Genomic DNA, 12,154 nt, shown 5'->3' on the forward strand with positions numbered 1-12,154 from the left:
ACGCAAACCAACACGGTGATCAACACCATGACAGTCGGGAACGACCCACGCGCAGTAACGATCACGCCGAACGGGAAACGCGCCTACGTCACCAACTTCAGTGCCGACACTGTGTCGGTGATCGCCATCGACCAATGCATCGGATCGCTGTGCATCGACTTCGGCGCGCTGACCGACCCCGTCTGGAACGCCGCCAGCGTGTTCAGCTGACACCCAGCCTGCCGCCTCGTCGCCAGGCGAATGTACCGTTCGACGCCTCGGTTGAAGCCAAAGGTACATTCGCCCCCGTCCGAAGACGTCTACATGCTCGTGCACCAGAGTGACCGTGACAGTTCCGGCGCGCCTCGAACCGATTTAGCTATCCGTTGGTTAATCTCCAATGGGCTGCCGGCGTCCGTATCCGGGCGACGGTTCCCCCCAACATTGTCGATCCGTTTTGTTCCTCGCGCAGCAGGAGAAAATGTGAATCACGACAGTAGATTTGGCGCTCATTCCACGATCCGGGGTCGCGTCCGACGCCTGGTGCTCGGGATGCTGGCCACGTTCGCGATGATATTCGGCATCGCCGGAGCAGGGGCAGCGACCGCGGCAGCGGACACCGTCATCGCCACCATCCCGGTCGGGGGCAACCCGAACGGGGTGGCGATCACCCCGGACGGAACCCGCGCCTACGTCGTCAACTTTGGCCCGAACACGGTATCGGTGATCGACACCGGCACCAACACCGTCATCGGCCTGCCCATCCCGGTCGGAATCGACCCGCTAGGGGTGGCGATCACTCCTGACGGCACCCGCGCCTACGTCACCAACTTTGGTGACGACACGGTGTCGGTGATCGACACCGGCACCAACACCGTCCTCGGCCTGCCCATCCCGGTCGGAATCGACCCGTGGGGGGTGGCGATCACCCCCGACGGCACCCGCGCCTACGTCACCAACTTTGATGACAACACGGTGTCGGTGATCGACACCGGCACCAACACCGTCCTCGGCCTGCCCATCCCGGTCGTACTCGGCCCGATCGGGGTGGCGATCACCCCCGACGGAACCCGCGCCTACGTCGTCAATCACGTTTTGTTCAGCGGGGTATCGGTGATCGACACCGCCACCAACACCGTCATCGACAACATCTTCGTCGGGGTCGATAGCGGGTCGAACGGGGTGGCGGTCACCCCGGACGGGGACTTCGCCTACGTCGCCAACCAATTCGACGGCACGGTGTCGGTGATCGACACCGCCACCAACACGGTGATCGAGACCGTCACGGTCGGGGGCGCCCCGATCGGGGTGGCGGTCACCCCGAACGGCACCCGTGCCTACGTCACCAACGGCGACGGCACGGTGTCGGTGATCGACACCGCCACCAACACGGTGATCGAGACCGTCACGGTCGGGGGCGCCCCGCATCGGGTTGCGATCACCCCGGATGGCACCCACGCCTACGTCACCAACGGCGACGGCACGGTGTCAGTGATCGAGATCGACCAATGCGTCGGATCGCTGTGCATCGACTTCGGATCGCTCACAGGCAGCGGGTCGGGCGCCGGCAGCGTGTTCAGCTGACGCCGGCCCTGCCAATACCAGTGACGCCGCCACCGGCGACCATTCCGGTGGCGGCGTCATTCGGTCGTCGGCGTGTGCAAGCACGAAATCGGGCGGTGAGTGCGGTACTGGAAGATCCGGCCACGTATGGCGTTGTGGCCGTCGAAGTTCGGGCGTGTTGGGGATCGAGATGGGTATCCGGCGGTTAACATCCGATAGGCTGCCGGCGCTTCCATCCCGACCGTTGACGCTGCCACGGCACGGTTGATCCGTGTTGTTCCTTGTACAGCAGGAGAAAATGTGAGTCCCCACAGTAGATTTGGCGCTCATTCCACGGTCCGGGGTCGCGTAAGACGCCTGTTGTTCGGGATGCTGGCCACGTTCGCGATGGTGCTCGGCATCGTTGTCCCTGGGGCGGCGACCGCGGCAGCGGACACTGTAATCGATACCATCACCATCGGGGACGCCCCACAGGCGGTGGCGATCACCCCGGCCGGGGCCTTCGCCTACGTCACCAACCTGGGTGCCGACACGGTATCGGTCATCGACACCGGCGCCAAGATGGTCGTCGGAGCACCCATCCCCGTCGGAAGCCTTCCGACCGCAGTGGCGGTCACTCCCAACGGAAACCGCGCCTACGTCATCAACGCCAATGACGGCACGGTGTCAGTCATCGACACCGGCACCAACACCGTCGTCGGCAAACCCATCTCCGTCAGGTTCTTCCCGACCGGGGTGGCGATCACCCCCGACGAGGCCTTCGTCTACGTCACCAACAGCGGTGCCAACACTGTGACCGTGATCGACACCGCCACCAACACCGTCGTCGGCAAACCCATCCTCGTTGGGTTCTTCCCGACCGGGGTGGCGATCACCCCCGACGGGGCTTTCGCCTACGTCACCAACAGCGCTGCCAACACTGTGACCGTGATCGACACCGCCACCAACACCGTCGTCGGCGAACCCATCCCCGTCGGGACCGACCCGCGCAAGCTGGCGATCACCCCGAACGGAAACCGCGCCTACGTCACCAACCAGGGTGACGGCACGGTATCGGTCATCGACACCGCCACCAACACGGTCGTCGCCGTACCCATCCCCGTCGGGAACACTCCGACCGGAGTGGCAGTGTCGCCGAACGGAAACCGCGCCTACGTCACCAACAGCGGCGACGGCACGGTATCGGTGATCGACACCGCCACCAACTCCGTCGTCGACGCACCCATCCCCGTCGGCGACACCCCGACCGAGGTGGCGATCAGCCCCAACGGCACCCGCGCCTACGTCACCAACAGCGGTACCAACACGGTGTCGGTGATCGCCATCGACCGATGCCTCGGATCGCTGTGCATCGACTTCGGTTCGCTCACCGGCAGTAGCTCGGGTGCGGACAGCGTATTCAACTGACGCAAGCCATGCGAAGACCAGTGACGCCGGTTCGTCGACATATATGCGCAGCGAAATCGGGCGTTGGACGTGGTCCTGACGCTCGATCCAGACTCGTGTGGCGCTAAGCCCGCGAAAGTTCCGGCGTGTTGGGGATCGAGACAGCTATCCGACGGTTAACATCCGATGGGCTGCGGGTATTCGTATCCGTCCTGCCAACTCTGCCACCGCACGGTTGATCCGCTTTGTTCCTCGTACAGCAGGAGAAAATGTGAATCACCACAGCAGTTTCCGCAAGTACTCCACGGTCAAGGGCCGCGCCCGCCGCCTGTTGCTGGGGATGACGGCCACCGCCCTGATGGTGGTCGGCATGGCCGGAGGTGGGGCGGCGACAGCGGCGGCGGATACAGTCATCGATACCATCCCGGTCGGGTTCGAACCGAGGGGGGTGGCGATCACCCCGGACGGAACCCGTGCCTACGTCGTCGAGATAGTAAGCGAATCAGTGTCGGTGATCGACACCGCCACCAACACCGTCGTCGGCGCACCCATCCCGGTCGGGAACGGCCCGAAAGCAGTGGCGATCACCCCCAACGGAACCCGGGCCTACGTCATTGCCGCCAACACGGTATTGGTGATCGACACGAGCACCAACACCGTCGTCGGCGCACCCATAGCGGTCGGGAACAATCCGAATGCGGTGGCGATCACCCCCAACGGGGCATTCGCCTACGTCACCAACACCAATGACAACACGGTGTCGGTGATCGACACCGGCACCAACACCGTCGTCGAAACCATCCCCATCGGGAACGGCCCGATAGCGGTTGCGATCACCCCGTTCGGAAACCGCGCCTACGTCACCAGCGTCCTTGATAATTCGGTGTCGGTGATCAACACCGCCACCAACACCGTCGTGGGCGCACCCATAGCGGTTGGGAACAATCCGAGAGCGGTGGCGATCACCCCCTTCGGAACCCGCGCCTACGTCGCCAACTCCAATGACGACACGGTGTCGGTGATCAACACGATCACCAACACCGTCGTCGGCGCACCCATCCCGGTCGAGGACTCCCCGGAAGCGGTGGCGATCACCCCCAACGGAAACCGCGCCTACGTCGCCAACACCGGTGCCGGCACGGTGTCGGTGATCGACACCGGCACCAACACAGTCGTCGAAACCATCACGGTCGGGCACGGCCCGATAGGGGTAGCGATCACCCCAAACGGAAACCGCTCCTATGTCACCAACTTTGGTGACGACAATGTGTCGGTAATCGCCATCGACCGATGCCTTGGATCTCTTTGCGTCGACTTCGGATCGCTCACCGGCAGCGGCTCGGGTGCAGGCAGCGTGTTCAGCTGACGGCGACCCAGCGAAGACCAGTGACACCATGCGGTTCGTCCATGTGCGTGCCTCGTAAGCAGGGTGATCGTCAGAGTTTCAGCGTGTTGTGGTCGAGGTAGCTACGGACGGTTAACATCCGTTGGGTTGCCGGTGATCGCCTCGGACCGTCGGCTCTGCCACGGCACGGTTGATCCGTTTGGTTCCCCGCACGCCAGGAGAAAATGTGAATCATCACAGTAGTTTTCGCTCGTACCGCGCGGGACGGGCCCGTGCCCGGCGCCTGTTGCTCGGGATGCTGGCCACGTTCACGATGGAGCTAGGCATCGCCGGCGCCTGGACAGCGACCGCCGCCGCGGACACCGTCATCGGACACCATCCCGGTCGGGGACGGCCCGGGAGGTGTGGCGATCACCCCGGACGGGGCCTTCGCCTACGTCGCTAACTCCGGTGATGACACGGTCTCGGTGATCGCCATCGACCAATGCCTCGGGTCGCTGTGCATCAACTTCGGCTCGCTCACCGGCCGGGCGTTCAGCTAACACCTGCACAGCAAAGTCCGTCGTTCGATTCATCGGCGGGTATTGCATGACGAAATAGGGCGTTGGGCTTGGTCCTGACGCTCGATCCAGGCTCGTGTGGCGCTACAACCGCGAAAGTTTCGGCGTGTCCTGGATTGAGATAGCTATCTGACAGTTAACATCCGATGGGCTGCTTGTATCCGTACCCGCGCGCCGACTCTACCTCGGCCCGGTTGATCCGTTTTGTTCCTCGCACGGCAGGAGAAAATGTGAATCACCACAGCAGTTTTGACACACGACCCACGGCGCCCGTACGTGCGCGGCGCCTGTTGAGCGCAGTAGTGGCCACATTCGCGATAGTACTCGGCATCGCCGGAGCGGGAGCGGCAACCGCGGCCGCCGACACAGTCATCGCCACCATCCCGGTCGGGCCCAGCCCGTTCGGGGTGGCGATCACCCCAGACGGGTCCCGAGCCTACGTCACCAACACCGCCGGCGTCTCGGTCTCGGTGATCGACACCGCCACCAACACGGAGATCGACACCATCGGGGTCGGGGGCGGTCCGTTCGGCGTGGCGATCACCCCCAACGGAACCCGCGCCTACGTCGCCAACCTCCTCGGCAATTCGGTGTCGGTGATCGACACCACCAACGACACCGTCGTCGGCGCACCCATCCCCGTGGCAAACAGCCCCGTCGGGGTGGCGATCACCCCCAACGGATCCTTCGTCTACGTCACCCGCGTTGGCACCAATTTGGTGTCGGTGATCGACACCAACACCAACATGGTGGTCGACACCGTCACGGTGGAGAACGGCCCGTTCGGCGTGGCGATCACCCCCAACGGAACCCGCGCCTACGTCGCCAATGCCGATGACGACACGGTGTCCGTGGTCAACACCGCCACAAACACCGTCGTGGGCGCACCCATCCCGGTCGGAATCAACCCCTTCTTGGTGGCGGTCACCCCCGACGGAAGCCGTGTCTACGTCACCAACCGTAACGGCAATTCGGTGTCGGTCATCGACACCGGAACCGACTCGGTGGTCGACACCATCACGGTCGGGACCCTCCCGGAAGGAGTGGCGGTAACCCCGGACGGAACCCGCGTCTACGTCACCAACAGCGGTGGCGCCAGCAATTCGGTATCCGTGATTGACACCGCCACCAACATGGTGATCGAGACCATCCCGGTTGGGCTCAGCCCGGAGGGGGTGGCGATCACACCGGACGGGAGACGCGCCTATGTCACCAACAGGGGTGAAGGCACCGTGTCGGTGATCGCCATCGACCAATGCCCGGGATCGCTGTGCTTCGACTTCGGCTCGCTCACCGGCAGCGGCTCGGGCGCCGGCAGCGTGTTCAGCTGACGTCGACCCTGCGAAGGCGGTTACGCCGACGTGCACGAGAGTCGAAATCGGGCGTCGGGCTGGGGCTCGATCCGGCCTCGTGCAGCGTTGTGCCCGTGAAAGCTCCGGCGTGTTGGGGATCAAGGCAGCTACTCGGCGGTTAATATCCGATGGGCTGCCGGTGTTCATATCCGTCCGCTGGCGCTGCCACGGCACGGTTGATCCGTTTTGTTCCTCATACGCCAGGAGAAAATGTGAATCACCACAGCAGGTTTCGCTCTCATCGCGCGGCCCGAGGTCGAGCCCGACGCCTAGTACTCGGAATGACCGTCATCACCCTGACGGTATTTGGCATGGCCGGGATGAGTCCGGCGACCGCGGCAGCGGACACGGTCATCGACACCATCAATGTCGGTATCACTCCGCTGGGGGTGGCGATCACCCCGGACGGAACCCGCGCCTACGTCGTTGAGTTTTCCGACGAATCGGTATCGGTGATCGACACCGGCACCAACACGGTCGTGGGCGCACCCATCCCCGTCGGACAAACCCCCCGCGCGGTGGCAATCACCCCCGACGGAACCCGCGCCTACGTTACCGAGATTGACGACGATTCGGTGGCGGTGATCAACACCGGCACCAACGCGGTGATCGACACTGTCACCGTCGGAGACAGCCCACGCGCAGTGGCGATCACTCCGAACGGAACCCGCGCCTACGTCACCAACAACAATGCCAACAGTGTGTCGGTGATCGACACCGGCAACAACACAATCGTGGGCGTACCCATCCCGGTCGGGCTCGGACCGTTGGCAGTGGCAGTCAATCCGAACGGAAACCGCGCCTACGTCGCCAACGCCGGCGGTAGTTCGGTATCAGTGATCGACACCGGCACCGACACGATCGTGGGCGTACCCATACCCGTCGGAAACAACCCGTCCGGGCTGGCGGTCACCCCGAACGGAAACCGCGCCTATGTCACCAACTTTGGTGACAATACGGTGTCGGTGATCGACACCACCACCGATACCGTCGTGGGCACACCCATACCCGTCGGAGACGGCCCGCTTGGGGTCGCGGTCACCCCGAACGGAACCCGCGCATACGTCACCAACAGCGAGGACCATTCGGTGTCTGTGATCGACACCGCCACCGACACCGTGATCGAAACCATCCCTGTCGGGCAAGGACCGAACGTGGTGGCGATCACCCCGGACGGCACCCGCGCCTACGTCACCAACTTTGGTGACAACACCGTGTCAGTGATCGCCATCGACCAATGCCTCGGATCGCTGTGCATCGACTTCGGTTCGCTGACCGGCAGCGGCTCAGGCGCAGGCGGCGTGTTCAGCTGACATCGCCCCTTGGCCTGGTCACGGGTGTAGTCGCGAGTGTGCGGTTTCCAGCCCGGTTGATCCGTTCTGTTCCGCGTACGACAGGAGAAAATGTGTATCACCACAAGAGTTTTCGCGTATATCCCACGGTCGTAGGGCGCACCCACCGTCTCATTCTCCGGTTGACCGCAGTTGTCGCGATGTTGCTGGGTATCGCCGGGGCATGGGCGCCGACCTCGGCCGCGGATACCGTCTTCGAAACGATCCCTGTCGGGAGATTCGCGCAGGGGGTGGCGATAACCCCCGACGGAACACGCGCCTACGCCGTCATCGGGGACGACGACTCGGTGTCCGTGATCGACACCGCCACCAACACCGAAATCACGACCATCACCGTCGGCCACTTCCCGATTGGGGTGGCGATCGCTCCCAACGGAACCCGCGCCTACGTCACCAACCTCCTCGACAACTCGGTGTCGGTGATCGACACCACCACCAACACCGAAATCACGACCATCACGGTAGAGAACGTCGCCGAGGAAGTGGCGATCACGCCGGACGGAACCCGCCTCTACGTCACCAACTTTCTCGACAACACGGTGACGGTGATCGACACTGGCGCGAATACCGAAATCAAGACCATCACCGTCGGGACCGGCCCGTCCGGGGTGGCGATCACCCCGGACGGAACCCGGGCCTATGTCCCTAATGCGTCGGACAATTCGGTGTCGGTGATCGACACCACCACCAACACTGAAATCACAACCGTCACCGTCGGCGAACTCCCGCAAAGGGTGGCGATCACCCCGAACGGGTCCCTCGTTTACGTCACCAACGCCGATGACAACACAGTGTCGGTGATCGATACAGGCACCAACATGGTCGTCGGCATGCCCATCGCGGTTGGGGACGGCCCGCAAGGGGTGGCGATCACCCCGAACGGGAAACGCGCCTACGTCACCAACTTCGACGACGATACGGTATCGGTGATCGACACCGGCACGAACACCGTAGTCGAGACCGTTACCGTCGACGGCGCCCCTTTCGGGGTGTCGATCACCCCGAACGGAAAGCGCGCCTACGTCACCAACTTCGTCGACCGTACGGTGTCGGTGATTGCCATCGACCAGTGCCTCGGCTCGCTGTGTTTCAACTTTGGTCCGCTGACCGGCAGCGGCTAGGTCGCAGGCGGCGTGGTCAGCTGACAAATTCAGCTGGAGCGGACGTCCACGCCGTTCCAGAACGCTATCCGTCCCTTGATTCGGCGGGCCAGTGGTGACGGGTGGCGATAGGTAAAGGCTGCGCTCCGGAGAGTTATCCCTCCCGCCGCGACGTCGTAGTAACTGGCGATGCCCTTCCAGAAGCAGAGGCTCTTGGATCGGTTCGCTACCAGCACACCATCCACGACGTCGCTCTCGGGAAAGTACACGTTCCCCTCGACGATCACAGCATCGTCCGTGGTCGCTATCTGGGTGTCGCCCACGAAGGCGGTAGCAGTGTTCATGGCGTCCTCGTTTCGTCATCCATTATGGGAACCCGGTCACCCCTACGACAACTTCTCGTTCCGAGGGTTCCTTTCGAAAGCGGTGGTCGCGGGCGTCAATTTGCCCGAATGCGCTGCCAAGTTCTGCGGATGCGAGCGAGGACTTTGATGGCCCCCGACACGACGGGCCGGGCCAACTGAGACCGAACGTCGACTATGGAGGCGTTCCACGGCGCGTCGTTGTAGGTCGGGTAAGGGTGGGTGGCTCCCGCCAGATCGCGTGTCCGCAGACCCTGCCTGATCGCGAGCACCATCTCCCCGATCGTCTCACCTGCCCGAGGGCCGACGACGGTGGCTCCGACGATGCGGTGCCTGCCATCGACTACCAGACGGGTGAACCCGCGCGTCTCACGCTCCACGATCGCCCGGTCGACGTGCTCGTGGCCGAGAGTGTGCACCTCCAGGCCGGGGATGCGGCGGGCGGCCTCGACATCGATTCCGGCGACGGCGATCTCGGGGTCGGTGAAGGTTACGCGTGGGGTGCCGGTGCGGTCGACGGTGCGCCGCAACCCCAGGATCGCGTTGGTAGCGGCAATACTGCCGTGCATACCTGCCGTATGAGTGAACTGGGGGTGACCGGTGAGATCGCCTGCCGCCCATATCCTCGGGTTGGTGGTGCGAAGGTGATCGTCGACGGTGACGAAACCGCGGCGATCGACGGCGACGCAGGCCGCGTCCAGTCCGATCGACGCTGTCCTCGGCTTGCGCCCGACGGCGATGAGCAGGCTGTCGAACTCGACGCGAGTACCGTCAGCGAGCACGAGTGCCTGGCCGGTGACGGACTCCGCCGTCACGCCGGTCAGCACGGTGACCCCGTCATCCACCAGGCTCTCGGCGACGAACGTGGCGGCTTCCCGGTCTTCCGCCGGAAGAAGCGAATCCGCGGCTTCGACTACCGTGACTGCGGAACCAAGTCGCGCGAAGGCTTGGGCGAGTTCACATCCGACGCTTCCACCGCCGAGTACCGTCAGCCGCGGCGGGAGTTCGGTCAGTCCCCAAATCGTCTCGCTGGTGAGGTAGTCGATCTGGTCGAGCCCCGGCAGATTCGGCAATGCCGGAGCAGCCCCTGTCGCGATCACTGCCTGCCCGAACGTGATGGTGTTCGCTCCGAGGGACAGGGAGCGGGGACCGGTGAAGCGGGCCGCCGCGCTGACGACGTTCACGTTCGCACGGCGGAGTGTGTCAGGTGAATCGACCGGCGCAATGGTCGCGATCGCGTCCTTGACATGCTCCATCACCCGAGCGAAGTCGACGGTCACGTCCGAGGCGTCGATTCCGAACTCGTGTCCGCGACGCATCGCTGCGGCCACCGACGCCGCGGCGAGCAGCGATTTCGACGGGACGCATCCAGTCCACAAGCAGTCTCCACCAGTGCGGCCGCGTTCGACCAACACCACTTTCGCCCCGAAGCCTGCCGCCGTCTTCGCTGCGACAAGACCGGCAGACCCGCCCCCGATCACAACAAGATCCGCCGATCCGGGAATCGAGTGCCGACTCGGCGGTGGGGAAGCGGCGAATTCCGCTCGGGTCACTGCAGGTCACCACGGACGAGGCGGTCGATCACCTGGCGCATGTGAGTGACACTATCTGCCTCGGGCATCCGCCGGGCCGCCCACCGAGAGAGGGCGGTGTTGATCTGGCGGTACTCGGCTGCTGCAGCACTGCACTTGTCGCATTCGGCCAGATGTGCCTCCAGCCGACGAATCTCGTTCTCGTCGAGCAACGCTGCCGGGTCGGAGTCCAGATAGCGCTGGATCCGGCGCGCCGACCAATGGCACGTCAGCATCGTGCGAACAGCCCTGATCATCGCTTCTCCCTCATGGCCGCCGCGAAGCCCGGCCGCAATTGTTTACGCACGCGTCCACGTGCTCGGTTGAGCCGCGACATCACCGTCCCCACCGGAACGCCGAGAACGTCGGCGGCTTCGCTGTAGGTGAGTTGATCGACGTCGACGAGAAGCAGCACCGTGCGGAACTTCGAGTCCAGAGCCTGGACGGCACGTTCCAGATCGGCAGGCAAGATCGCCGCCATGACCCGGTCCTCGGTCGTGGGTTGCTCGACCCCGAACGCCGGCCGGGCGTCAGGGTAGACAGTGGCGTCCTCGATAGCATCCGGACGCCGGCGTCGATGCATGTTCATGTTCGTGTTCCTCAGGATCGTCAACAACCACGCCCGGGGATGGCGCCCGTCGAAACGGTCCACGCTCCGCCAGGCCCGCACCAATGTCTCCTGGACGAGATCCTCCGCATCCGCCGGACCGGTCAGCGTCCGCGCTACCCGCAACAGCACTTCGATCTCGGGTTCGACATGCTGCCGAAAGCCGCGGGCGCGCTCGTCGTGGTCGTCTGGCTCGGGTGGATGCACACTGGGGAAACCCCCCGACTTCCCCGCCGTGTTCCCTCTTCGAGAAAAGAGATGCTGCGGAACACCGACGAACGGATTGCCCTTGAGACGAACGGCCCGCTACCGCTCCTCGGCCCGCTTCTATGACCTCATCTCTGCCGAATGGCCGGTGTATCGGGCCGGACGTGTCGCGGCTATCGATCTCCTCATGCTGAAACCAGGCGAAAAAGTCCTCGACCTAGGCTGCGGCACCGGCTTGACCTTCTCCTATATCCAGCGACGGATCGGTCCGACCGGGTCGATCACCGCAGTCGACGCGAGCTCCCACATGCTCGACCAAGCACGAAAACGGACCCGATCGGCCGGATGGAACAACGTTCACCTAGTCGAAGCCGACGCCGCCGAATTGAACCCGGCGGATCTCGGCGGGGGCGGCACGTTCGACGTCTCCCTCAGTACCTACGTGTTGTCGCTGATACCGAATTGGCCGCGAGCACTCGCCACGATGATCGACGTGACCCGCCCTGGCGGTCGCGTGGCCGTCGTCGACATGCAGAAACCGGTCGGGTCCGCAGCCGTGTGGACTCCGCTCGCCCAGTTGGCATGCCTGCTGGGGGGATCGGACATCAACGCACACCCTTGGACCTTGATCGATTCCTCGCTCACCGATGTTCGTGCAACGTCCGCCCGCGGCGGGCACATCCAGGTTCGAGTGGGCTCGGTTGCCGGTACGTCCAGGTGCTCAACCGACGGCTCGACCGGCGATTCCCCGAGACACTGACGCCGCTTCC

12 protein-coding genes and 1 pseudogene are annotated in these 12,154 nt (G+C 64.1%); 9 read left to right on the forward strand and 4 right to left on the reverse strand.

The window, feature by feature from the left end; all coding sequences use genetic code 11:
* The 8 genes and pseudogenes from AB0I57_RS09675 to AB0I57_RS09710 all read left to right on the forward strand — a co-directional run.
* Positions 1-210, forward strand: a pseudogene (locus AB0I57_RS09675) (hypothetical protein); the annotation flags it as partial.
* 252 nt (positions 211-462) lie between these two features.
* A complete protein-coding gene (locus tag AB0I57_RS09680; protein WP_358333516.1) occupies positions 463-1,563 on the forward strand; it encodes a YncE family protein in 1,101 nt (366 codons plus the stop codon).
* A gap of 279 nt (positions 1,564-1,842) precedes the next feature.
* Positions 1,843-2,949: a beta-propeller fold lactonase family protein gene (locus tag AB0I57_RS09685; protein ID WP_358333518.1), complete on the forward strand. Its 1,107-nt coding sequence runs from the start codon at positions 1,843-1,845 to the stop codon at positions 2,947-2,949.
* A gap of 250 nt (positions 2,950-3,199) precedes the next feature.
* The gene (locus AB0I57_RS09690) at positions 3,200-4,294 is read left to right on the forward strand and encodes a YncE family protein (RefSeq protein WP_358333521.1); all 1,095 of its coding nucleotides are present in this window, start codon (positions 3,200-3,202) and stop codon (positions 4,292-4,294) included.
* 383 nt (positions 4,295-4,677) lie between these two features.
* Positions 4,678-4,815: a hypothetical protein gene (locus AB0I57_RS09695; RefSeq protein ID WP_358333524.1), complete on the forward strand. Its 138-nt coding sequence runs from the start codon at positions 4,678-4,680 to the stop codon at positions 4,813-4,815.
* A gap of 248 nt (positions 4,816-5,063) precedes the next feature.
* Complete coding sequence (locus tag AB0I57_RS09700) at positions 5,064-6,164, forward strand: beta-propeller fold lactonase family protein (RefSeq protein WP_358333527.1); 1,101 nt, start codon at positions 5,064-5,066, stop codon at positions 6,162-6,164.
* A 302-nt stretch (positions 6,165-6,466) separates the two neighbouring features.
* Complete coding sequence (locus tag AB0I57_RS09705) at positions 6,467-7,498, forward strand: YncE family protein (RefSeq protein ID WP_358333530.1); 1,032 nt, start codon at positions 6,467-6,469, stop codon at positions 7,496-7,498.
* Positions 7,499-7,590: 92 nt separating this feature from the next.
* Entirely contained in the window at positions 7,591-8,658 is a 1,068-nt protein-coding gene (locus AB0I57_RS09710) for a YncE family protein (RefSeq protein ID WP_358333533.1), read from the forward strand.
* A 29-nt stretch (positions 8,659-8,687) separates the two neighbouring features.
* Here AB0I57_RS09710 and AB0I57_RS09715 read toward each other — a convergent pair whose 3' ends face one another.
* The 4 genes from AB0I57_RS09715 to AB0I57_RS09730 form a co-directional block, all read right to left on the reverse strand.
* Positions 8,688-8,981 carry a DUF427 domain-containing protein gene (locus AB0I57_RS09715; protein ID WP_358333536.1) on the reverse strand — a complete coding sequence of 98 codons (294 nt, stop codon included), beginning with the start codon at positions 8,979-8,981 and terminating at the stop codon, positions 8,688-8,690.
* Between the two features lie 95 nt (positions 8,982-9,076).
* Entirely contained in the window at positions 9,077-10,552 is a 1,476-nt protein-coding gene (locus AB0I57_RS09720) for an FAD-dependent oxidoreductase (protein ID WP_358333539.1), read from the reverse strand.
* The gene (locus AB0I57_RS09725; protein ID WP_358333542.1) at positions 10,549-10,827 is read right to left on the reverse strand and encodes a zf-HC2 domain-containing protein; all 279 of its coding nucleotides are present in this window, start codon (positions 10,825-10,827) and stop codon (positions 10,549-10,551) included. The genes AB0I57_RS09720 and AB0I57_RS09725 overlap by 4 nt, the downstream gene beginning before the upstream one ends.
* Positions 10,824-11,384: a sigma-70 family RNA polymerase sigma factor gene (locus tag AB0I57_RS09730; protein ID WP_358333545.1), complete on the reverse strand. Its 561-nt coding sequence runs from the start codon at positions 11,382-11,384 to the stop codon at positions 10,824-10,826. The genes AB0I57_RS09725 and AB0I57_RS09730 overlap by 4 nt, the downstream gene beginning before the upstream one ends.
* An 82-nt stretch (positions 11,385-11,466) precedes the next feature.
* Between AB0I57_RS09730 and AB0I57_RS09735 the strand changes: the two genes are divergently transcribed.
* Positions 11,467-12,144, forward strand: a complete 678-nt coding sequence (locus AB0I57_RS09735; protein WP_358333548.1) for a methyltransferase domain-containing protein — start codon at positions 11,467-11,469, stop codon at positions 12,142-12,144.
* Positions 12,145-12,154: the final 10 nt, after the last annotated feature.

Source organism: Rhodococcus sp. NPDC049939, from assembly GCF_040656415.1.
GTDB lineage: Bacteria > Actinomycetota > Actinomycetes > Mycobacteriales > Mycobacteriaceae > Rhodococcus_F.